The sequence below is a fragment of the Flagellimonas lutimaris genome (assembly GCF_051494225.1).
Classification (GTDB): domain Bacteria; phylum Bacteroidota; class Bacteroidia; order Flavobacteriales; family Flavobacteriaceae; genus Flagellimonas; species Flagellimonas lutimaris_A.
On record NZ_JBNPYE010000013.1, the window covers coordinates 26,960 to 48,003 of the forward strand.

21 protein-coding genes are annotated in these 21,044 nt (G+C 40.6%); 18 read left to right on the forward strand and 3 right to left on the reverse strand.

Translation table 11 applies throughout. From position 1 onward, the window contains the following. Window positions 1-16 precede the first annotated feature (16 nt). The 9 genes from recR (at window position 17) to ACQQ5U_RS17935 (ending at window position 5,865) form a co-directional block, all read left to right on the forward strand. Window positions 17-637, forward strand: coding sequence for a recombination mediator RecR (recR, locus tag ACQQ5U_RS17895; protein WP_437399644.1), 621 nt, complete (start codon window positions 17-19; stop codon window positions 635-637). A gap of 79 nt (window positions 638-716) precedes the next feature. Then, window positions 717-2,081 carry a dihydrolipoamide acetyltransferase family protein gene (locus tag ACQQ5U_RS17900; RefSeq protein WP_437399646.1) on the forward strand — a complete coding sequence of 455 codons (1,365 nt, stop codon included), beginning with the start codon at window positions 717-719 and terminating at the stop codon, window positions 2,079-2,081. 72 nt (window positions 2,082-2,153) lie between these two features. Further along, a complete protein-coding gene (locus ACQQ5U_RS17905) occupies window positions 2,154-2,927 on the forward strand; it encodes an exonuclease domain-containing protein (protein ID WP_437399647.1) in 774 nt (257 codons plus the stop codon). Window positions 2,928-2,960: 33 nt separating this feature from the next. Then, the gene (locus ACQQ5U_RS17910; RefSeq protein ID WP_437399649.1) at window positions 2,961-3,572 is read left to right on the forward strand and encodes a fumarylacetoacetate hydrolase family protein; all 612 of its coding nucleotides are present in this window, start codon (window positions 2,961-2,963) and stop codon (window positions 3,570-3,572) included. After that, window positions 3,572-3,910, forward strand: a complete 339-nt coding sequence (locus tag ACQQ5U_RS17915; protein ID WP_437399650.1) for an Hpt domain-containing protein — start codon at window positions 3,572-3,574, stop codon at window positions 3,908-3,910. Before ACQQ5U_RS17910 ends, ACQQ5U_RS17915 begins: the two co-directional genes overlap by 1 nt. Window position 3,911: 1 nt before the next feature. Then, window positions 3,912-5,162 (forward strand): competence/damage-inducible protein A, encoded by a 1,251-nt coding sequence (locus ACQQ5U_RS17920; RefSeq protein ID WP_437399651.1) that lies wholly within the window; start codon window positions 3,912-3,914, stop codon window positions 5,160-5,162. 74 nt (window positions 5,163-5,236) lie between these two features. Next, window positions 5,237-5,464: a 50S ribosomal protein L28 gene (gene rpmB, locus ACQQ5U_RS17925; protein ID WP_100817573.1), complete on the forward strand. Its 228-nt coding sequence runs from the start codon at window positions 5,237-5,239 to the stop codon at window positions 5,462-5,464. A 28-nt stretch (window positions 5,465-5,492) separates the two neighbouring features. Continuing rightward, window positions 5,493-5,675 carry a 50S ribosomal protein L33 gene (rpmG, locus tag ACQQ5U_RS17930; RefSeq protein ID WP_014033526.1) on the forward strand — a complete coding sequence of 61 codons (183 nt, stop codon included), beginning with the start codon at window positions 5,493-5,495 and terminating at the stop codon, window positions 5,673-5,675. 37 nt (window positions 5,676-5,712) lie between these two features. Next, window positions 5,713-5,865, forward strand: a complete 153-nt coding sequence (locus ACQQ5U_RS17935; RefSeq protein ID WP_090299557.1) for a DUF4295 domain-containing protein — start codon at window positions 5,713-5,715, stop codon at window positions 5,863-5,865. 75 nt (window positions 5,866-5,940) lie between these two features. Here ACQQ5U_RS17935 and ACQQ5U_RS17940 read toward each other — a convergent pair whose 3' ends face one another. Continuing rightward, complete coding sequence (locus ACQQ5U_RS17940) at window positions 5,941-7,821, reverse strand: hypothetical protein (RefSeq protein ID WP_437399653.1); 1,881 nt, start codon at window positions 7,819-7,821, stop codon at window positions 5,941-5,943. A 226-nt stretch (window positions 7,822-8,047) separates the two neighbouring features. Between ACQQ5U_RS17940 and ftsY the strand changes: the two genes are divergently transcribed. The 5 genes from ftsY to ACQQ5U_RS17965 all read left to right on the forward strand — a co-directional run bounded on the left by ftsY (window position 8,048) and on the right by ACQQ5U_RS17965 (window position 14,495). Then, a complete protein-coding gene (ftsY, locus tag ACQQ5U_RS17945; protein ID WP_437399655.1) occupies window positions 8,048-9,004 on the forward strand; it encodes a signal recognition particle-docking protein FtsY in 957 nt (318 codons plus the stop codon). Between the two features lie 6 nt (window positions 9,005-9,010). Continuing rightward, complete coding sequence (locus ACQQ5U_RS17950; protein WP_437399657.1) at window positions 9,011-10,672, forward strand: amidase family protein; 1,662 nt, start codon at window positions 9,011-9,013, stop codon at window positions 10,670-10,672. Window positions 10,673-10,785: 113 nt separating this feature from the next. Next, complete coding sequence (gene rimO / locus ACQQ5U_RS17955) at window positions 10,786-12,087, forward strand: 30S ribosomal protein S12 methylthiotransferase RimO (RefSeq protein WP_437399659.1); 1,302 nt, start codon at window positions 10,786-10,788, stop codon at window positions 12,085-12,087. A 315-nt stretch (window positions 12,088-12,402) separates the two neighbouring features. After that, entirely contained in the window at window positions 12,403-12,882 is a 480-nt protein-coding gene (locus ACQQ5U_RS17960; RefSeq protein WP_437399661.1) for a DoxX family membrane protein, read from the forward strand. Next, window positions 12,879-14,495, forward strand: coding sequence for a Gfo/Idh/MocA family protein (locus ACQQ5U_RS17965; protein ID WP_437399662.1), 1,617 nt, complete (start codon window positions 12,879-12,881; stop codon window positions 14,493-14,495). Before ACQQ5U_RS17960 ends, ACQQ5U_RS17965 begins: the two co-directional genes overlap by 4 nt. Window positions 14,496-14,595: 100 nt before the next feature. Here the strand turns inward: ACQQ5U_RS17965 and ACQQ5U_RS17970 are convergent, their stop codons facing one another. Together ACQQ5U_RS17970 and ACQQ5U_RS17975 are read right to left on the reverse strand one after the other, a co-directional pair. Next, complete coding sequence (locus ACQQ5U_RS17970; RefSeq protein WP_437399664.1) at window positions 14,596-14,853, reverse strand: hypothetical protein; 258 nt, start codon at window positions 14,851-14,853, stop codon at window positions 14,596-14,598. Between the two features lie 4 nt (window positions 14,854-14,857). Beyond that, window positions 14,858-15,310 (reverse strand): SRPBCC family protein, encoded by a 453-nt coding sequence (locus ACQQ5U_RS17975; RefSeq protein WP_437399666.1) that lies wholly within the window; start codon window positions 15,308-15,310, stop codon window positions 14,858-14,860. Window positions 15,311-15,503: 193 nt separating this feature from the next. Here ACQQ5U_RS17975 and ACQQ5U_RS17980 point away from each other — a divergent pair, with 193 nt between their 5' ends. The 4 genes from ACQQ5U_RS17980 to ACQQ5U_RS17995 all read left to right on the forward strand — a co-directional run bounded on the left by ACQQ5U_RS17980 (window position 15,504) and on the right by ACQQ5U_RS17995 (window position 21,025). Continuing rightward, on the forward strand, window positions 15,504-16,310 hold the full coding sequence (locus ACQQ5U_RS17980) for a peptidyl-prolyl cis-trans isomerase (protein WP_437399668.1): 807 nt from the start codon (window positions 15,504-15,506) through the stop codon (window positions 16,308-16,310). After that, window positions 16,294-17,694 (forward strand): peptidylprolyl isomerase, encoded by a 1,401-nt coding sequence (locus tag ACQQ5U_RS17985; protein ID WP_437399670.1) that lies wholly within the window; start codon window positions 16,294-16,296, stop codon window positions 17,692-17,694. Before ACQQ5U_RS17980 ends, ACQQ5U_RS17985 begins: the two co-directional genes overlap by 17 nt. 4 nt (window positions 17,695-17,698) lie before the next feature. Next, a complete protein-coding gene (locus ACQQ5U_RS17990; protein ID WP_437399672.1) occupies window positions 17,699-18,652 on the forward strand; it encodes an AAA family ATPase in 954 nt (317 codons plus the stop codon). Between the two features lie 105 nt (window positions 18,653-18,757). After that, entirely contained in the window at window positions 18,758-21,025 is a 2,268-nt protein-coding gene (locus ACQQ5U_RS17995) for an aconitate hydratase (RefSeq protein WP_437399674.1), read from the forward strand. The last annotated feature ends 19 nt before the right edge of the window (window positions 21,026-21,044 follow it).

Below are 21,044 nucleotides of genomic sequence, written 5' to 3' on the forward strand. Positions count from 1 at the left end.
TGGGAGAATTGATGCTATGGAATTTTCATCGAAGCTATTGGAAAATGCAGTTTATGAGGTGTCTCAATTACCGGGAATCGGTAAGCGCACGGCATTGCGGTTGGTCTTACATCTTCTGAAACAACCTGAAGAAAGGACTGAATTATTGGCTCATGCGTTGCTCAAATTGAAGAGCGAGGTCAACTTTTGTAAAAACTGCTATAATATTTCAGATACCGAAGTATGCGAAATCTGTGCTAACCCAAAAAGGGACGAGACCATGGTTTGCGTAGTAGAAGACATAAGGGATGTTATGGCCATCGAAAGCACCTCGCAATACAATGGATTGTATCATGTGCTCGGCGGTAAAATATCCCCAATGGAAGGCGTGGGGCCGCAGGATCTCAATATTGCTCCTTTGGTAAGAAAAGTTAAGGAAGGAAGAGTGAAAGAATTGATTTTGGCCTTGAGTTCCACTATGGAAGGCGATACCACTAATTTTTATATTTACAAGCAATTGGAAGGCCTAGAGGTTACGACTTCCACAATAGCCAGAGGTATATCAGTTGGTGATGAACTGGAATATGCAGATGAAGTAACTTTGGGACGGAGTATAATTAATAGAGTGCCTTTTGAAAATTCCATCAAAGCTAATTAATGAACATAAATCAAAAATAAGTCGATTTCTTTAGTATTTTTGTAAAATACTAATCAAAACCACTTTGATAAATACGAATATGTCAAAATTTGAATTGAAATTACCGCAGATGGGAGAAAGTGTCGCAGAAGCTACCTTGACCAATTGGCTAAAGGAAGTGGGCGATACCATTGAGATGGACGAAGCCGTCTTTGAAATTGCCACGGACAAAGTAGATTCCGAAGTTCCCAGCGAAGTGGATGGGGTATTGTTGGAAAAGCGGTTCGATGTAGATGACGTTATAAAAGTAGGTGAGGTAGTTGCTGTAATACAAGTAGAAGGTGAAGTTGAAAATGTTGCGGATGATGGCACCGATGAGGAAGTGTCAGTTGAGGAACCAGCAGAAGTGCCAGCCAGGGAATTAGAAGCCCAAATGGTAGGGGTTAAAGAATCTGTTTCTACCTCGACACCCGATTTTTCCAGTTCGGAACGATTCTATTCACCTTTGGTGAAAAACATAGCCAAGGAAGAAAATGTTTCTATGGACGAGTTGGAGGCTATCGTGGGCACAGGGAAAGAAGGTAGAGTCACCAAGAATGATATTATGGCTTATTTGGAAAGTCGTTCCAATGGTAGCCAAACCAAAGTAGAAGCTACACCTCAACCCGAAGCGAAAACAGAAAAAGTGGCTACACCGTTGGCCCCAAAAGAAACCACAGCGGACAAACCAAAAGAATCCAAGGTTCATGTTGGAGCAGGGGATGAGATTATTCCATTGACTCGAATGGGTAAATTGATTGCCCATCACATGATTGAAAGTATATCCACATCGGCACACGTACAAAGTTTTGTTGAAGTGGATGTGACCAATGTGGTGAACTGGAGAAACAAAGTAAAAAATGCGTTCCAAGAACGTGAAGGAGAAAAGTTGACTTTTACTCCCATTTTTATGGAAGCTGTGGCCATGGCCCTTAAAAAATATCCAATGATGAACATATCGTTGGACGGGGACAAGGTTATCAAAAAGAAAAATATCAATTTGGGTATGGCGGCAGCCTTGCCCGACGGCAATTTAATCGTACCTGTAATTAAAAATGCGGACCAATTGAACTTGGTAGGAATGGCCAAAACGGTGAACGACCTAGCCAATAGGGCCAGAAACAATCAGTTAAAACCTGATGAAGTAAGAGATGGTACCTACACGGTGACCAATGTGGGTTCCTTTGGAAGTGTTTTTGGAACGCCGATCATTAATCAACCGCAAGTGGGGATTCTTGCTTTGGGTGCCATCAGAAAAATACCATCGGTTATCGAAACCGACCAGGGTGAATATATAGGTATCCGAAGTAAAATGTATCTTTCGCACAGTTATGATCACCGTGTGGTGAATGGTGCTTTGGGCGGTATGTTTGTGAAATCGGTCGCCGATTATTTGGAGGCTTGGGACATAAACAGGGAAATATAGTATAAAATCGTACGTATTCCTGTCACTATTCTTAATTTAGAAGCCGAGTGAATTTTATTTAAAAAGTCCCACATGCAATTACAATTGACCAAACCTATCTGCTTTTTTGACTTGGAGACCACTGGTACCAACGTAGCAAAGGATAGAATTGTTGAAATTTCCATCCTAAAGGTTTTTCCTAACGGTAATAAAGAGAGCAGGACATGGTTGGTGAACCCAGAAATGCCTATTCCGGCAGAATCGGAGGCCATTCATGGAATTTCTGATGAAAAAGTCGCCAACGAACCTACGTTTAAGCAGTTGTCCAAAGATATCTATGCGATGATCAGGGATAGTGATTTGGCCGGTTTTAATTCCGATAGGTTCGATATTCCGTTATTGGCGGAGGAAATGCTCCGCGCCGATGTGGATTTTGATATGAAGAGTATGGTCTCTGTGGATGTGCAGACTATTTTCCATAAAATGGAAAAAAGAACTTTGGAGGCCGCTTACAAATTTTATTGTGATAAGAGTTTGGAAGACGCCCATAGCGCCGAAGCGGATACTTTGGCTACATATGAAGTTTTACTTGCGCAGTTGGAAAGGTATCCAGAATTGGACAATGACGTTAAAAAACTGTCAGAGTTCACTACAAGAAGACAAAATCTTGATTTTGCAGGTTTTATCGGCGTGGACGAAAACGATAATCCAATTTTTTCTTTCGGTAAGCACAAAGGAAAAACCGTAGATGAGGTCATGGAAAAAGAACCGGGCTATTTTGGCTGGATCCTAAATGCGGACTTTCCATTATATACCAAAAAAGTACTTACTCAGATAAAGTTGAGCAAGCTCAACAATAAGTTTTAATAGAAGCAAGCGTTAACCCCCGATAAACAAATTATGAAGCTGATTTGTATAGGACGCAATTATGTAGACCATATTAATGAACTCAGTAATGAGCGTCCGGATGAACCTGTGGTTTTTATAAAACCCGATTCTGCCATATTACCCAAAGAGCAGGATTTTTATATTCCCGAATTTTCCCAAGATGTACATTATGAAGTAGAGGTCTTGGTGAAGATTAAAAAAGTAGGAAAACATATTTCCAAAGAATTTGCCCATAAGTATTATGATGAAATTGGTTTGGGCATCGATTTCACGGCAAGAGACCTTCAATCCAAACTAAAATCCAAAGGATTGCCTTGGGAAAAGGCCAAAGGATTTGATGGAGCCGCCATAGTCGGTAAGTGGTTGTCCAAGGACAAATTTAAAGATTTGGACAACTTGAATTTTTCTTTATCAAAAAATGAAGAGAAAGTTCAAGACGGGAATACCTCTTTGATGTTGTGGAAGATAGATGAAATTATAGCATATGTTTCTAAGTATTTTATGCTAAAAAAGGGCGATATCATCTTTACGGGTACGCCTGCTGGTGTTGGTAAAGTAAGCCCAAATGATTACCTTGTCGGTAGATTGGAAGGAGAACAAATGTTTGATATTAAGGTAAGATAATGATATACAACCTCGATAAGATAAATGAAATGGCAGAAGGAGATGAGGATTTCATCGTCTCTGTAATTTCTGTGTTTTTGGAAGAAGTTCCTGAGGACCTGGAAAGCCTGGAAAAGGCCATTTGCAGCAAGGACTACGAAAACATATATAAGCTAGCGCACAAAATTAAACCAAACGTGGATATTTTGGGCATGGAGCACACAAGGGCCAAGGCACTTGAAATAGAAACCTTGGGCAAAACAACCGGGAGCATGGAAGAGATTGAGGAAAAATTCCCCATTCTGAAAAAAGATGTGCTTCAGGTGGTGACAGAATTGAAAAACGACTTCGATTTATAGCATGCAAGCGGAAATCATCACCATTGGGGATGAGATTCTCATTGGCCAGATTATAGATTCCAATTCGGCGTTTATTTCTAAAGAATTGAACAAAATTGGGGTCTCTGTCTATCAAATTACGTCCATTCAGGACGATAAGGACCATATCTTAAAGTCATTGAAAGAAGCTGGTGAACGTTCTTCGGTAGTCATTATCACAGGTGGTTTGGGGCCGACCAAAGACGATGTGACCAAACACACCCTTTGCGAATTCTTTGAAGACGAACTGGTTCGGGACGATGCCGTTTTAAAACATATTGAAGAACTCTTCAAAAAATATATTACAACACCTATTTCGGATTTGAACCGAGAGCAAGCGATGGTTCCATCCAAAGCTACTGTATTGCACAATTCATTTGGGACAGCACCTGGATTATGGATTAGAAAAGGGGAGACCGTATATGTTTCGCTTCCCGGTGTCCCTTATGAGATGAAAAATCTCATTACAAAGTCGGTGTTGCCCAAAATTATTGAAGAATACGATAGACCCTACATTGTACACAAAACTATCATGACCTATGGTCTCGGAGAGAGTGCAATTGCAGAGAAACTTGAAGATTGGGAGAACAATTTACCTCCATTTATTAAATTTGCCTACTTGCCCAACCTTGGGAGTGTAAGGCTTCGACTTTCAGCCAAAGGCAACGATAAAGAAACTTTGGTAGTGGGTGTTGACGAGCAGGTAAAAAAGCTATATCCTTTAATCGGTGATATAATTTATGGTGAAGAAGAGGAAGATGGAAGAGTGGAAAAACAAATCGGCACTTTGCTTACCAATAAAAATATGACCCTTGCCACCGCAGAAAGTTTTACGGGTGGAAGTATCGCGGAAAGAATTACTTCGGTACCGGGGGCATCTAATTACTTTAAAGGCAGTATGGTGTGCTATGCCACCGAAGCAAAAGTGAATTTATTAGGGGTGCCACAGGAACTGATAGATAAGCACTCCGTTGTGAGCGAAGAGGTGGCCATTGCCATGGCCAACAATGTAAAAATCAAGTTGGGAACCGATTTTGCCATAGCCACCACAGGCAATGCGGGCCCCACCAAAGGTGATTCTGATGCCGATGTGGGAACCGTATATATAGGTATAAGTTCGCCAAAAGGTACTTTTGCCCAAAAATTTGTTATGGGCAAGCACCGAGAAAGGGTTGTAAAAAAGTCTGTAAACAAGGCTTTTGAGCTATTGTATAAAGAAATTTTAAATTTCTGAAAAAGATTTTTGTACGTCCCATTAAAATGGTATAAATTTGCAGCCTCAATAAAATCACTCAAATAGTTAGGGAGATGTCTAAAGTTTGTGAAGTAACAGGAAAAAAGGTGATGTTTGGAAACAACGTTTCCTTTTCTATCAATAAGACTAAAAGGAGGTTCGATGCGAATATCTCCAAGAAGAGATTTTATATTCCAGAGGAAGATCGTTGGGTAACCTTGAACGTGTCTGCCCGTGGGTTGAAAATCATCAACAAAAAAGGAATCTCTGCTGTCTTAAAGGAAATCAATTCCAAAAAGTAAGTTGTAAAAGCATTTTAAGTACAATACAATGGCAAAGAAAGGAAATAGGGTTCAGGTAATTTTAGAGTGTACAGAACACAAAGAATCTGGTATGCCAGGTACTTCTAGATACATTACCACAAAGAACAAGAAAAACACGCCGGATAGGATGGAAATCAAAAAATTCAATCCTATACTTAAGCGTATGACAGTTCATAAAGAAATTAAGTAATAGCTTTTTACAAAGTAAAGGGCAAAAAATATAAGCCATGGCAAAGAAAACAGTAGCAACACTTCAGTCATCATCAAAAAGATTGACAAAGGCCATTAAAATGGTTAAATCTCCAAAAACCGGAGCATATACTTTTGTGGAGTCTGTAATGGCACCGGAAATGGTTAATGACTGGTTGAACAAGAAATAAGGAAAACAATCCTTGATAATATTAAAGCCGCTATTTAGCGGCTTTTTTTATGGGGTAAATTATAATTATTCCTTTTCAATTCTTATTGACTCTGTAAGTAATTCTTCGATTAGAAATTACTGTATTAACCTGAAGGGTTAATGTAGCCGTGTTGGAAGTTGTAGTACCACAAATATATTCATCGTTGTTGGTCAATAACCGATATTGAACATTGTTTTGGCTTGTTGTTGGATTTATGGTCAAAGTGTTGGTGGTGGCTCCCGAGTACACCCCGGAATCTGAAAGGTCGAGCCAAGAGCCGCCATTGTAATATTGCCATTGATAACTATCCGCAGTTACAGTAGCGGATATGGTTGTTGTACAACCTGGACAAGTAGTTGTATTTACTGGCTGCGATGTAATGTTTGGTGCCGAACCGGCTTCCCTGTAATCATAGGTTGTATTGGAATCATTGTCCGACGGAGTTGTATAGCCATCGGAACCGCTGGTCACTAGTCCATTGGCATCGACAGTTACGGGGTTGGGTCCCAAATAGCCATCATCGTTATTATCGGTAAATCCTGCTTCACGCGTATCGTTACATCCGTCACCATCAGCATCTAGCACATAAGCATCGTAACTTCCATCAGTATCGGAATCTAAAATGGAATAGGAGAGGATTGCATAATCGGTATCAACATCTTCAATTGCATTATAAAGTCCATTTGAGCCTGAGCCCACAGTGGCCCCATCAATTATACCATCGTTGTTGCTATCTGTAACTCCGCTCTCATTCAATACACCGGATTCAACAATATCATAAATTCCATCATTATCAGAATCTAGGTCAAATTCATTACTGATTCCATCGCCATCGGTATCACAAATAGCACTTGCGAACAATTCTCCCGTAAAGCCTTCAGGGCCTGGGCCTTGTTGGTTTGTGAGGGTGAAAGTATTATTGTTTCCGGGTATCCAAGCAATAGTGTTAAAAGCTGTACCACCTTGGGCTTCCATGAGTTCCAGTGTAGTGGAAGAAGTAGTTCGGCTACCATAGAGACTTATTTGGCCAAATTCATTTACAATCAATCTTAGTCTTGGTATGCCATTAGAGTTGGCCACCCAGGGTTGACTTATAAAACTTCCATCCGATTGGAACACAAAATATTCGTCACCGGCATCCAATGCTCCATTTTCAAACTCTAGAACGGAAGGATGAACGGTAGAGCCATTAATGTCCAATTGAAACGAATTGTCCATAGATGAGAAGTCTATTCGCAAGTAACCCGTATCGGTATGGTTAATGACCACGTTTCGTTCCCCTACATCCGAAGATGCAAGAAAAGATGCGCTAATAGTGGAGCAGTATTCTTCCTCATCAGTGATTCCGTCATTGTCGTCATCGAGGTCAACTACGTCAATAACTCCGTCCCCATCAGAATCTATCTGAGGAACTGATGTGGTGGAAATAGTAACATTATCGATGTATGTACGATCGTTGTTGCCAGACCAGTCATTTCCTCCTTTTCTAAAACGAATGGTGGTATTACTAGATATATAGGAGGTGATATCTTGGTCAAAAGTTCCACTTTGAGTACCCGAAAAAGTATCCAGCGTAGTAAATGATGAGCCATCAGAGGAAATCTGGATTACCAATGTCTCTCCTGATTCAAGACTGGATGTTTGCCAATCAAAAGACAAGGAAGCTGTAGAATAGGAACTTAAATCCGCCGATCTTATAATATTTTCAGACCATATATATGCAAACCTTAACTCATTGTTGATTATCCTTATATAACCACTTGAAGCATTGTTGTTATCATTAAACTCTTGCCAATTGGTAGACCAGTTCTGAGTGCCATCATTGTTTGCGTAAGATACCGAGCTAAATGTATCTGAAAACGTTTCTTGTGCTGTAATTGTTATGGAAAACAGTGCCAACAGCAATAATACTATCCTTTTGATTGGATTTTTCATAGAATTTTGAGAAAACTAAACCGAGATAAAAGTAAACAAGTACCCTAAAGCACTCTAATATTTGTTGTGTAGACCTATAATACTCAGGTAAAACCTTAAGGAGTTGAAGTTTGGACTTTTTTATAAAATAAGATTATGTTTATGGGATACTTGTGTTTTGCGTGTATTTTGATTTAACAAAACTCCTCTTACTTTGCTATCTTTGGTCATTCTCAAAGAACATAGGATGAGCTTATTCAAAAATATATTTTCGAAGGATAAAAAGGAGACCTTGGACAAGGGACTCGAAAAATCCAAGACCAGTTTCTTCAGTAAGTTGGGGAAAGCTGTAGCGGGTAAATCCAAAGTAGATGATGAGGTGCTGGATAGTCTCGAGGAAATCTTGGTTACTTCCGATGTAGGTGTTAATACCACTCTAAAGATTATTGATCGGATTGAAGAGCGTGTTTCACGTGATAAATATATGGGTACCGATGAACTCAATACCATTTTACGTGAAGAAATAGCTGGATTGCTTTCTGAAACCCAAGCTGGAGAGGACAGTGAGATAGCCATTCCAAAGGATAAAAAGCCTTATGTAATTATGGTAGTGGGCGTAAACGGTGTGGGTAAAACAACTACGATTGGTAAATTGGCTCATAAATTTAAGAACAAGGGAATGAAAGTTGTATTGGGAGCAGCCGATACCTTCCGCGCAGCGGCGATAGACCAATTGGAAGTTTGGGCCAAGCGGGTTGACGTACCCATCATAAAACAAAAAATGGGAAGTGACCCTGCTTCTGTAGCGTTTGATACCCTAAACTCTGCTGTGGCGGAAAACGCCGATGTGGTTTTGGTGGATACGGCTGGACGTTTGCACAACAAAGTAAATTTAATGAACGAACTTTCCAAAGTAAAAAGGGTAATGCAAAAAGTGGTTCCCGATGCCCCACATGAAGTTCTTTTAGTGTTGGATGGTTCTACGGGACAAAATGCTTTTGAACAAGCGAAGCAATTTACCAAAGCGACCGAGGTAACCAGTTTGGCCGTGACCAAATTGGATGGAACCGCCAAAGGAGGGGTTGTCATCGGAATTTCCGATCAATTCCAGATTCCCGTAAAATACATTGGTGTAGGTGAGGGGATAGAGGATCTCCAAGTATTCAATAAATATGAGTTTGTCGATTCATTTTTTAAAATATAGGCTGCCATGTACAAATACCTCTTTTGTTCTTTTCTACTGATAGGATTTATTTCATGTAAACAAAAAAACACGGAACCAAAGGAAGATATTGTCCTTTGGACACCTTACAACGATTCATCGGAAGTAGCGGCTAGCGTGGATAACGAAAGTCCACGGATGCGCTATAAGTTTATCCAGAGTAAGGTTTTGGATAAGAACGAGGTATTTTTGCCCTTGTACGATGAAGTGTCCAAATTCACTGAAGAGCAATATGAAAAAATGAAGCCTTTGGTTTTGGAACAGGATATTCCAACCATTCAAAACCATATAGATTCAGGAGCGTTTACCTACGAAGATTTGGTGTTGTTCTATTTGCACAGAATCTATAAATATGAACTACCCAATAATACGACACTCAATACGGTAATCGCATTGAATCCCAATGTGCTGGAAGAAGCACGTCAACTGGATGAAAGCAAAGAGACCCACCACCTGATTTACGGTATGCCGATTTTATTGAAGGATAATATCGGAACAGCCGAAATGAAGACAACGGCCGGTGCCATCGCTCTAAAAGAAAATCAGACTGATGATGCGTTTATTGTTCAACGTCTGAAGCAAAAGGGGGCGTTAATATTAGGGAAGGCAAACCTTAGTGAGTGGGCCAATTTTATTTGTGGTGTATGCCCCAACGGACAAAGTGCCGTGGGCGGACAAACTTTGAACCCCTACGGTAGAAGAATTTTTGATACCGGAGGTTCCAGCGCAGGTAGTGGAACTTCTACCGCAGCCAATTATGCAGTGGGCGCTGTTGGAACAGAAACTTCTGGGAGTATACTTTCCCCATCGAGCCAAAGTTCCGTGGTAGGATTAAAACCAACCATTGGTTTATTGAGCCGTACAGGGATTGTACCAATATCGAGTACTCTGGACACGCCTGGCCCAATGACCAAAAATGTAACCGATAATGCCATTCTCTTGGATGCGATGTTGGGCAAGGACGAAGCCGATTATAAATCGGTAAGTGCAGAACCCGGAATTTTATCTTCTTGGATGAATCCCGAACCGCTTAAAGAAATCCGTCTTGGTGCGATGAAGAACTTAATGGAGCGAGATTCCATTTATGCTACCAATGTGGAAGCTTTGCGAGAAGCAGGTGCTCAAATCGTTGAATTTGAATCAGAAGATATTCCTTTGGAAGGATTCACCACCTTGTTGAACTTGGATATGGAGCAAGATTTACCAGCCTATTTGAAGTCTCAGGTAAAAGATAGGGATGTTGTTAAAGTTGAATCTGTAGAGGATGTGGTAAGATTCAACCGGCAAGATTCTCTGGTTAGGATACCCTATGGACAAGCTCGTTTTGATGGTATCTTGGCAGATTCGACCACTGTAGAACAATTTGAAAAAATAAAAAAAGATTTAAAAGAATCGGGAAGAGCCTTCTTCAAAATAATGGAAGACAAGCAGCTAGATGCCGTTTTGAGCATCAATAATTATCATGCAGGCTATGCCGCTGTGGCAGAATATCCTGCTTTGGCCGTTCCGATGGGTTACAAAACTGATGGCGAGCCCGAAAGCTTGACCTTTATCGGAAAACCATTTTCAGAAGCACACTTGCTGCGCATTGGAAAGGCATTTGAAGAGCTGACCAAGGCTCGAAAAATTCCAGAGGGGTATCAGAATTAATAAGTTTGGTATAGCTTTCTAGTCTCAATAAGAGTTCCTTCTTCTAAAATTATACGCTGAAGTTATTGAAATGCTTTGTGTTATTGTATTTTTGCACTCCATTTTAAGGAACTATGCGCACAAAATCGCTCAAAAAGAATAAAATCAATGTAGTAACCTTGGGTTGTAGCAAAAATGTCTACGATTCCGAAGTGTTGATGGGACAATTACGTGCCAACAATAAAGAGGTAGCTCATGAAGAGGAAGGCAATGTTGTGGTGATCAACACCTGTGGATTTATTGCCAATGCAAAAGAGGAAAGCGTCAACACTATTTTGGATTATGTGCAGCGTAAGGAAGCTGGCGATGTGGACAAGGTTTTTGTGACAGGATGTTTGAGCGAGCGTTACAAGCCAGATTTGGAGAAAGAGATTCCTAATGTGGACGCGTATTTTGGTACCAGTGACCTTCCTAATTTGTTGAAAGCATTGGGTGCCGATTATAAGCACGAGTTGATAGGGGAACGTTTGACTACTACACCCAAAAACTATGCTTATCTTAAAATTGCTGAAGGTTGTGATCGACCTTGCTCTTTTTGTGCAATTCCTTTAATGCGCGGTAAACATAAGAGCACGCCGATTGAAGATTTGGTGGCGGAAGCTGAAAAATTGGCTGCAAATGGTGTAAAAGAACTGATTTTGATTGCTCAGGACCTTACCTATTACGGTCTTGACCTTTATAAGAAAAGAAATTTGGCAGAATTGCTTCAAGCCTTGGCCAAAGTTGAGGGGATTGAATGGATTCGTCTGCACTATGCTTTTCCAACAGGTTTCCCAATGGATGTTTTAGAGGTGATGCGCAACGAGCCCAAGATTTGTAATTATATTGATATCCCACTTCAGCATATTTCGGATTCCATACTTAAAAGTATGCGTCGAGGTACCACGCAGGCCAAGACGACCAAGTTGTTGCAAGATTTTAGGGAAGCCGTACCCGAAATGGCCATTAGAACTACATTGATTGTTGGTTATCCTGGTGAAACCGAAGCGGATTTTGAGACCTTGAAACAATGGGTGAAAGAAATGCGCATTGAGCGTTTGGGTTGTTTTACCTACAGTCACGAGGAGAATACCCATGCCTATAATTTGGAGGACGATGTTCCCGAAGAAGTGAAGCAGGAAAGAGCCAACAGCATCATGGAAGTTCAATCCCAAATTTCTTGGGAACTGAACCAAGAGAAAATCGGTGGAACCTTCCGTTGTATTATCGATAGGAAAGAAGGGAACCATTTTGTGGGTCGTACTGAATTTGATTCCCCCGATGTGGACAACGAAGTACTTATTGATGCCACCAAATACTACGTTAAAATTGGTGACTTCGTGAACATTAAAATCACGGATGCTTCGGACTATGATTTGTTTGGGGAGCCAGCCTAAGTTTTAGTTAGAGACAACACTTTACTTTTTTATTATTTTTCAAAGCACAGTCGCCAATATCCATACATAGGTGACCGTAGGTGTTTACATTGGTTTTAACCCTTCTTAAAATTGATGTGACTTAAAGTGTTTCAAGCACTTAAAATCTATTTTGTAACTTTTTCCATTTCTCAAAACTGACATCGGTCATGGTATATAGGATTAGTGTTGGGTACTTTTAGTATTTCAAAATGAAAACTTTAATGTTTGAATTCCAATTTTTGATTCCAATCACTTATAAGAAACAACAATTATGTACAATTAACTATAATAACTATGAACCAAAATCAGAATAAACTGAAAGCAAGTGTTACCCTGCTTCGAATTTTTATAGGGTGGCACTTTTTATTTGAGGGTGTGGTGAAGATGTACAATCCTGAATGGACATCCTTTGGGTATCTGGCCACCGCACAAGGACCATTTGAAGGGTTTTTTACGATGCTGATAGGAGATGCAACCATTGGCTGGGTGGATACTTTGAACATAATAGCACTTATGGTAGTGGGCGTAACCTTTACCTTGGGAATTTTTGAGCGTATCGGAGCCATTGTGGGCGTCGGTCTATTGGCGCTTTATTTTCTGGCGCATCCACCGTTCCCCGGTTTAGCACAAATGAACGTGGAGGGAAACTATTGGTTGGTCAATAAAAACCTAATTGAACTTGTAGCTATAATTGTGATTTATCAACTACCTACGGGCGCATACTTTGGCCTTGATTATCTTAGGAAGAACAAACTTAAAACTCAGGAACAATGAAATGGACTAGAAGAGACCTTTTAATAGGATTGGGAGGCTTGCCCGTACTTGGAGCTGTATGGTGGGCTGGGGCCGCAACTGCTGTTGGGTCAAGAAACAAACGCTCGGAAATATTGGAACAACTCAATATAAAACCCTCATTGCCACCTGCGGTTCCTGGAATAGGAGGGGACCCTGTTCGTATAGGTGTAATAGGTTTTGGTATTCGAGGCGAACAATTAACAAGAGCCCTGGGTTTTGCTACCGACGAATGGAAAGAAGAAATGCGTTTGGCGGCCGAAGAAGACCCCAACAATAAAAGATTGGAAGATTTTGAAGCACAAGAACGACTCAATGTGAAACTGGTGGGTATTTGCGATGTGTTCGATGTACGAGCAGAAAAGTTTATCAATTCCTTCTCTACAGATGATAATAAGATTAAAAGATACCTGACCTATAAGGACATGATTCAAAGCGGTGAGGTGGATGCCGTGGTAATTGCTACGCCAGACCATTGGCACGCTCCAATATCCATAGAAGCTTTGAACAACAATGTGCACGTTTATGTCGAAAAACCTATGACTCACACCGTTAGTGAGACCTATACGTTGCGTGAGGCTGCTCAAAAATCAGATGCGGTTTTTGCCGTAGGTCACCAGCATAGACAAACATTGAGTTTCAGTACCGCCCGTGATATTGTGGAGAAGGGAACGCTCGGTCATGTTTCCTTGATTCAAACAAATACCAATAGAAACGATGATAATGGTGCTTGGAACTACGATATCCACGAAAAAGCTAGTCCCGAGACCATCGATTGGGAGCAATTCCTCGGCTCTGCACCAAAAGTACCTTTCAATAAAAATCATTTTTTCAGATGGCGTAAATGGTGGGCCTACGGCTCTGGACTTTCTGGAGATTTGTTGACCCACGATTACGACCGTTTGAACTGTGTGCTCAATATGGGCATTCCCTCATCGGTAAGTGCTTCAGGTGGAATTTACACCCATAACGATGGTAGAAATGTTCCCGATGTGATACAAGTGAACATGGAATTTCCGGATTTCAGTACAGGAAGCAGTCAAGCCAAGGGCAAAGAAAAAGGTATGACCTTCTGCTATAGTGCTACTTTGGGCAACGGGTTCAACAGACCTACGATTTTAATGGGGCACGATGCAACCATGGAACTGGGCAATAGATTGACCGTATGGCCTGATGGTGCATCTACCCGATATGCCGATATGCTGGAAGCTGAAAAAATGAGGCCCAATGTGCCTATCTATCAATATGACCCTGCAGCAAATGCAACGGATGCTGTTTCATCTGCGACATCGCAATACTTTGCGGACAAGGGGCTTATGTGGACCTATATTGATGGGGTTCGTGTAGATTCCACCTTCCTACATATGCGTGAGTGGTTGAGTGTCATAAAAAATGGAGGAAATGTAAGTTGCGGTATCAAAGAAGGTTTTGATGAAGCTATTTCGGCGCACATGGCCGGTTTGTCATGGAAACTGGGTAGAAAAATAGAATATGACCCAACAAGTCAAACGTTAAAACCTATTGAGGGCATTGATTTTGATCAGGTTCTCTTAGCAAACGGAACTTGGAACGTGCAACCAGAAATGATTGGATAAAATTTCATGATCGTAAATGATTCTAGTCCAGAAAATGGAATGTTGCCCCAAGGAAATTTGATTTCCAAGGGTGACGTCCCATTTTTTGGGTATGGATTATTTATATTTCTTTGTTGAAAACCTGGCCACGATGCGGTTTTAGAATACTTCGTACCTCGTTCAATTCAAACTCGGCGACTACCAAATAAGCTATACTATGCGTGGAGCTAAAGTGATCCACGCCAGCAAGGTCGTATTTTAGTTCTTCGACCTCAACAAATTCTTTTAAGTGTTTCAAGTAGTGTTCGGCAGTATGGGCTGCGGTCGGGCCTCTAAAATCCCAAATAATCTTAATTTTTCTATCCAAAAGTTTTTCCATGTTTTTATGAGTCGGTTACAGATTTACCGGTTTCAGCGAAGGTTTTAAAATCTTGCATGTATTTTAAGGATTGTTTCTTGAAAGTTCCGGGCATTAAAAGCCCCATCAGTTTCATGCCAAATCCAGTAAATTGAAATTCGGATTCGGAAATCCAACGGGTTGTGTCACCTTCTTCCTTAAAATAGTTTTTTTGAATGTTATGTACGCCTTTGGTGTCGTATGTTGTAAACAATTCCTCTGGAAGGTTTCTTTTGATGATGGTCTCTACCATATTCATTTCCCTTTTGCCCATCTTGTACTGAAGACTCATTTGTGCTCCATCCTGTTCAGGATTTTTGGATAGTTGTTCATACTTAACAAGACCTCTTTGCCAATGCTTCATGTTATCTGGGTTATCCATTTTTATAATGAATTCCTCCCGTGGGATATCAACAACAATTTCGCAGGCGTACTTCATGTATTGATTGGTTTTGCACTAATGTAGTAATTTCTGGTCATCTAAATGTGTCCAAAAAATTCTGTTAATGAAATTAGAACCTTCTTGTAGGGCATTTTGTAATTGTTATTTTTGCGAAATGCTTAAGCTCCAAAAAAATACGTTTTTCCTACTTTGCATTTTTTTTGCAATCCTTATTTCTTCTTGTGAAGGTATGTTTAACAAGGATGAAGAAAAGGAACCCTTGGCAAGGGTAGACGACACTTATCTCTATAAGGAAGATATTGCTTCCCTGATCAGAGATGACATGACTGCGGAGGACAGTACCATATTTGTGACCAATTATATTAATAATTGGGCATCGAAACAGTTATTGTTATCCAAGTCAAAAATAAATCTACCAGAAGAAAAACTAGCGGAATTTGACCGATTGGTGTCCGATTACCGTAAAGATTTATATACAAGGGCGTATATAGAGGCTTTGGTGAATCAATCCCAAGATACAGCTGTTACCAAAAGTCAGCTTGAAGAATTTTACGAACGTGAAAAGGAAAACTTCAAACTGAATGAAAAATTGGTGCAGTTGAGGTTTGTGGGCATGTCGGAACAGTTTTTGGATAGGGATGGCGTAGAAGCCAAAATCAAGAACTGGGATGATTCGGATAAAAAGTATCTGGATTCCATTGCAGTACAATTTAAAAAGATCCACTTTAACGATTCCATATGGGTAAGTGCTTCACGGGTAATAGAGGAAATTCCTCCATTGACCCAGGCAAATGAAAAAACCCACTTAAAAAAATCACAATTTTTTGAGTTACAAGATTCGTTAGAGGTATATTTGGGCTTGGTGACCAATGTATTGGAAGTCAATGAAACAGCTCCGTTCGATTATGTGGAGCCAGATATCAAGCAATTGATTTTGAACAGGAGACGATTGAATTACGTTAGAAAATTGGAAACCGAAATTATTGATGAAGCTATTAAGAAGAATGAATTTGAGGTTTATGATAAAGAAAAATAAGGGACTTTTCATTGCATTTATTGCAATGATGGGAATGGTCCAAGCACAGGAAACCGATGAGGCTATGGGCGTGAAAGATTCCACAAGCACGACCAAAAAAGTGAAATTGGACGGTATTGCCGCAGTAGTAGGGGATTATGTGATCTTGGAGTCGGATATTGATAAAACCTTGATCGACCTTAAAAACCAAGGTGCATCAACAGAAGATATTACCCGTTGCAGTCTCTTGGGTAAACTTATGGAAGATAGACTGTATGCCCACCAAGCCGTACAGGATAGTTTGTTGGTTTCCGATGATATGGTAAATGCCCAAAGTGATCGACAGATTCAGCAGTTGACACAACAAATTGGAAGTGTTGAAAAGATGTTGAGTTACTACAAAAAGGCGGATATGGAAAGTTTCCGTGAAGAGCTTTTTGAAATCAACAAATTGCGCATGCTTTCCGAAAAAATGCAGAGCAAGATTGTTGAGGAAATTGAAGTGACTCCAGAAGAAGTTCGTCAATTTTTTTCAAAGATACCTGAGGACGAAAGACCGGTTTTTGGAGCAGAATTGGAAATAGCCCAAATCGTTAAGCAGCCCGTAGCTCCAGAAGAGGAGAAGCAAAAGGTAATCAACCAATTAAAGGAGATTCGACAGGATGTTTTGGAGAATGAATCCAGTTTTAAGGTTAAAGCTATCCTGTATACCGAGGATCCAGCTTCAAGGCCAAATGGAGGTTTTTATAGCATCACCAAAGAGACAGGGTTTGTAAAAGAGTTTAAGGATGTGGCCTTTAGCCTTAGGGAAGGAGAGATTTCTGAGCCATTTGAAACTATTTTTGGGTATCATATCATTTTTGTTGAAAAGGTTAGAGGACAGGAACGAGATATTCGTCATATACTCATGATACCTGATGTTCCACAAAGTGCCATTGATAAGGCGACTCAAGAACTCGATACCATCCGTCAACAGGTTTTGGACGGTAAATACACCTTTGCCGAAGCAGCCTTGAACTTTTCTGATGAAAAGGAAACCAAATTTGATGGTGGATTATTGCGTAACCCTATCAATTTTGATTCCCGTTTTGAACTTACCAAAATGGATCCGACCCTATATAATCAAGTTAGAAATCTAAAGGACGGAGAGATATCCCGACCTATTCGTGAAGATGATCAAAGAGGAGGGCCTCCCAAGTTCAAGATCATGAAGATTTCCAACCGTTACGATGAGCACGAGGCGGACTTTGCCAAAGATTATATGAAAATCCAAGAATTGGCACTTAGAGAAAAGCAGTTCAAGGCCATAAAGGAATGGATGGACAATCATATTGATGACACATACATTCATGTAGATCCAGAGAGCAGAAGCTGCGATTTTGCAAACAATTGGGTAAAGCAATAAATGTATGTCGGATGTAGTTGCGGTTGAGAATCTGGTAAAAAAGCACCAAGAGTTAAAAAAAGAGATAGCCAAGGTCATTGTTGGCCAAGAAGAGGTGATCGAACAAATACTACTATCCATTTACACGGGAGGACATTCCCTTTTGATTGGGGTACCGGGTTTGGCAAAAACCTTAATGGTCAATACCATTGCGCAAACTTTGGGACTTGATTTTAAAAGAATACAATTTACGCCCGACTTGATGCCCAGCGATATTTTGGGAAGCGAAGTGTTGGACCAAAACCGCAATTTTAAATTTATAAAAGGGCCGGTTTTTGGGAACATTATTCTGGCGGATGAGATAAACAGAACACCACCCAAAACCCAAGCTGCACTGTTGGAGGCCATGCAGGAAAGAGCGGTGACCATCGCAGGGAAACAGTATAAGCTAAACCTACCTTACTTTGTCTTGGCCACCCAAAACCCAATAGAGCAAGAAGGTACTTATCCATTGCCAGAAGCCCAATTGGACCGTTTTATGTTTGCCATCCAGTTAAAATACCCTTCTATAGAAGAAGAAATCCAAGTGGTGAAATCCACCACTACGGATGATGAAGTCCAAATAAATTCACTCTTCAATGCAGAAGAAATTATTGAAGTACAGCATTTGGTCAGGCGAATTCCTGTACCGGATAATGTAGTGGATTATGCGGTAAGATTGGTAAATAGAACAAGACCTGATCAAGAAGGAGCTTCTGATTACGTAAAAAATTATATTGATTGGGGAGCTGGACCAAGAGCATCACAGAACTTGGTTTTAGCAGCCAAGGCACATGCTGCCATCCATGGAAAGTTCTCTCCGGACATCGAGGATGTTAAAGCAGTTTCCTTGGGAATTCTTCGCCACAGGATACTAAAGAACTACAAAGCAGAAGCTGAAGGTATCACAGAGGAAAAAATTATCACGGAATTGTTATAAAAAAATGAGAAAATCAACACTTATTTAGTGTGATTCTAATTCCAAATTACTGCACGATTTAGTAAATTTACCGAATTACGAAAATCTTAAAAACTCAATTGTATAATGGCATTTGATATAGACATGATTAAGGGTGTTTACGCTTCCATGGGGGAACGTGTAGAAAAAGCCCGTGAATTGGTAGGTAAGCCCCTGACACTTTCCGAAAAGATTTTATACTCCCATCTTTGGGACGGTAAACCTGAAAAAGCCTTTGTAAGAGGTAAGGATTACGTTGATTTTGCCCCAGATAGAATTGCTTGCCAAGATGCAACGGCACAAATGGCTTTGCTTCAGTTTATGCAAGCTGGTAAAGATAAAGTAGCAGTGCCTACCACGGTTCACTGTGATCACTTGATTCAAGCTAAAGATGGTGCTGCGGCAGATTTAAAGCATGCCAACGAAACCAGTAAAGAGGTGTTTGATTTCTTGGGATCTGTATCCAACAAATATGGTATTGGATTTTGGAAACCAGGCGCTGGTATTATCCACCAAGTAGTATTGGAAAACTATGCGTTTCCAGGAGGTATGATGATTGGAACCGATTCTCACACCGTAAACGCTGGTGGTTTGGGAATGGTCGCTATTGGTGTAGGAGGAGCAGATGCCGTGGATGTAATGGCCGGAATGGCATGGGAGCTTAAATTTCCCAAGTTGATCGGTGTTAAATTGACCGGTAAACTTTCCGGTTGGACAGCCCCTAAGGACGTTATCTTGAAAGTAGCTGAAATTCTTACCGTAAAAGGTGGAACAGGAGCTATTGTAGAATATTTTGGCCCTGGTGCAACATCTATGTCGTGTACAGGTAAAGGAACTATTTGTAATATGGGCGCTGAAATTGGGGCAACAACTTCAACTTTCGGTTATGATGAATCCATGGAGCGTTACCTAAGGGCTACGGATAGAGAAGATGTTGCTGATGAAGCAAACAAAGTAAAGGAACATTTGACCGCTGATGCAGAGGTGTACGCCAACCCAGAGCAATATTTTGATCAGGTTATCGAAATCAACCTTTCAGAATTGAAACCTTTACTAAACGGTCCATTTACCCCGGATTTGGCTACGGAAGTAGGAACAATGACGGATAAAGCTACCGAAAATGGTTGGCCTTTGGCCGTTGAGTGGGGATTGATAGGTTCTTGTACCAACTCTTCTTATGAAGATTTGTCGAGAGCGTCTTCCATTGCACAACAAGCTTTGGACAAAAAATTAAAAACAAAAGCTGAATTTGGTATCAACCCAGGTTCGGAACAAGTAAGATATACCACCGAGCGTGACGGTATTCTGGAGATATTTGAAAAATTGGATGCCAAAATCTTTACCAATGCCTGTGGACCTTGTATTGGTCAGTGGGGACGTTATGAAGATCCAAAGAACGCTCCAAAAAACAGTATTGTACACTCTTTCAACCGAAACTTTGCAAAGCGTGCCGACGGTAACCCGAATACACACGCATTTGTAGCTTCACCAGAAATGACTGCTGCCATTGCCATTGCAGGTCGTTTGGACTTCAACCCGTTGACCGATAAGTTGATTAACGAAGATGGCGAAGAAGTAATGTTGGATGAGCCAACAGGATGGGAGTTGCCACCAAAAGGTTTTGAAGTTAAGGAAAATGGTTACGAAGACCCACTTGAAGACGGAAGTGGAGTAGAGGTTAAAGTAGCTCCAGACTCTGAAAGATTGCAATTATTGGAGCCTTTCGTACCGATTAAGGCAAGTGATCTTCAAGGAATGAAATTGTTGATCAAAGCCTTTGGGAAGTGTACAACAGACCACATTTCTATGGCAGGGCCATGGTTACGTTTTAGAGGTCATTTGGATAACATTGCCAACAATACTTTGATTGGAGCGGTAAATGCCTTCAATCAAAAAACCAATTTCGTTAAAAACCAGTTGACAGGGGAGTACGGAGGTGTTCCGGATACGCAACGTGAATATAAGAAAGAAGGAATCAAAACAGTTGTTGTGGGAGACCACAACTATGGAGAAGGGTCGTCAAGAGAACATGCAGCTATGCAGCCAAGACATTTGGGTGTTGCTGTTGTAATTGTAAAATCTTTTGCAAGGATTCACGAAACCAACTTGAAGAAACAAGGAATGTTGGCCTTGACCTTTGCCAATGAAGATGATTATGATTTGATTCAGGAAGACGATACATTCAACATTGTTGATGCGGCAGCGTTTGCTCCGGACAAACCTTTGACACTTGAAGTGGTGCATGCCGATGGAAGTAAGGATACCATTATGGCAAACCATTCGTACAATGATGCTCAAATCAAGTGGTTCAACGAAGGTTCAGCCTTGAACTTGATCAAGAAACAGAATGCTTAATAGTATCTAAAATAATCTG

Bases quoted from the DNA above. Each gene is read 5' to 3' on its own strand.
- recR (WP_437399644.1), top strand. From the start codon at position 17: ATGGAATTTTCATCGAAGCTATTGGAAAATGCAGTTTATGAGGTGTCT.
- ACQQ5U_RS17900 (WP_437399646.1), top strand. From the start codon at position 717: ATGTCAAAATTTGAATTGAAATTACCGCAGATGGGAGAAAGTGTCGCA.
- ACQQ5U_RS17905 (WP_437399647.1), top strand. From the start codon at position 2,154: ATGCAATTACAATTGACCAAACCTATCTGCTTTTTTGACTTGGAGACC.
- ACQQ5U_RS17910 (WP_437399649.1), top strand. From the start codon at position 2,961: ATGAAGCTGATTTGTATAGGACGCAATTATGTAGACCATATTAATGAA.
- ACQQ5U_RS17915 (WP_437399650.1), top strand. From the start codon at position 3,572: ATGATATACAACCTCGATAAGATAAATGAAATGGCAGAAGGAGATGAG.
- ACQQ5U_RS17920 (WP_437399651.1), top strand. From the start codon at position 3,912: ATGCAAGCGGAAATCATCACCATTGGGGATGAGATTCTCATTGGCCAG.
- rpmB (WP_100817573.1), top strand. From the start codon at position 5,237: ATGTCTAAAGTTTGTGAAGTAACAGGAAAAAAGGTGATGTTTGGAAAC.
- rpmG (WP_014033526.1), top strand. From the start codon at position 5,493: ATGGCAAAGAAAGGAAATAGGGTTCAGGTAATTTTAGAGTGTACAGAA.
- ACQQ5U_RS17935 (WP_090299557.1), top strand. From the start codon at position 5,713: ATGGCAAAGAAAACAGTAGCAACACTTCAGTCATCATCAAAAAGATTG.
- ACQQ5U_RS17940 (WP_437399653.1), bottom strand. From the start codon at position 7,821: ATGAAAAATCCAATCAAAAGGATAGTATTATTGCTGTTGGCACTGTTT.
- ftsY (WP_437399655.1), top strand. From the start codon at position 8,048: ATGAGCTTATTCAAAAATATATTTTCGAAGGATAAAAAGGAGACCTTG.
- ACQQ5U_RS17950 (WP_437399657.1), top strand. From the start codon at position 9,011: ATGTACAAATACCTCTTTTGTTCTTTTCTACTGATAGGATTTATTTCA.
- rimO (WP_437399659.1), top strand. From the start codon at position 10,786: ATGCGCACAAAATCGCTCAAAAAGAATAAAATCAATGTAGTAACCTTG.
- ACQQ5U_RS17960 (WP_437399661.1), top strand. From the start codon at position 12,403: ATGAACCAAAATCAGAATAAACTGAAAGCAAGTGTTACCCTGCTTCGA.
- ACQQ5U_RS17965 (WP_437399662.1), top strand. From the start codon at position 12,879: ATGAAATGGACTAGAAGAGACCTTTTAATAGGATTGGGAGGCTTGCCC.
- ACQQ5U_RS17970 (WP_437399664.1), bottom strand. From the start codon at position 14,853: ATGGAAAAACTTTTGGATAGAAAAATTAAGATTATTTGGGATTTTAGA.
- ACQQ5U_RS17975 (WP_437399666.1), bottom strand. From the start codon at position 15,310: ATGAAGTACGCCTGCGAAATTGTTGTTGATATCCCACGGGAGGAATTC.
- ACQQ5U_RS17980 (WP_437399668.1), top strand. From the start codon at position 15,504: ATGTTTAACAAGGATGAAGAAAAGGAACCCTTGGCAAGGGTAGACGAC.
- ACQQ5U_RS17985 (WP_437399670.1), top strand. From the start codon at position 16,294: ATGATAAAGAAAAATAAGGGACTTTTCATTGCATTTATTGCAATGATG.
- ACQQ5U_RS17990 (WP_437399672.1), top strand. From the start codon at position 17,699: ATGTCGGATGTAGTTGCGGTTGAGAATCTGGTAAAAAAGCACCAAGAG.
- ACQQ5U_RS17995 (WP_437399674.1), top strand. From the start codon at position 18,758: ATGGCATTTGATATAGACATGATTAAGGGTGTTTACGCTTCCATGGGG.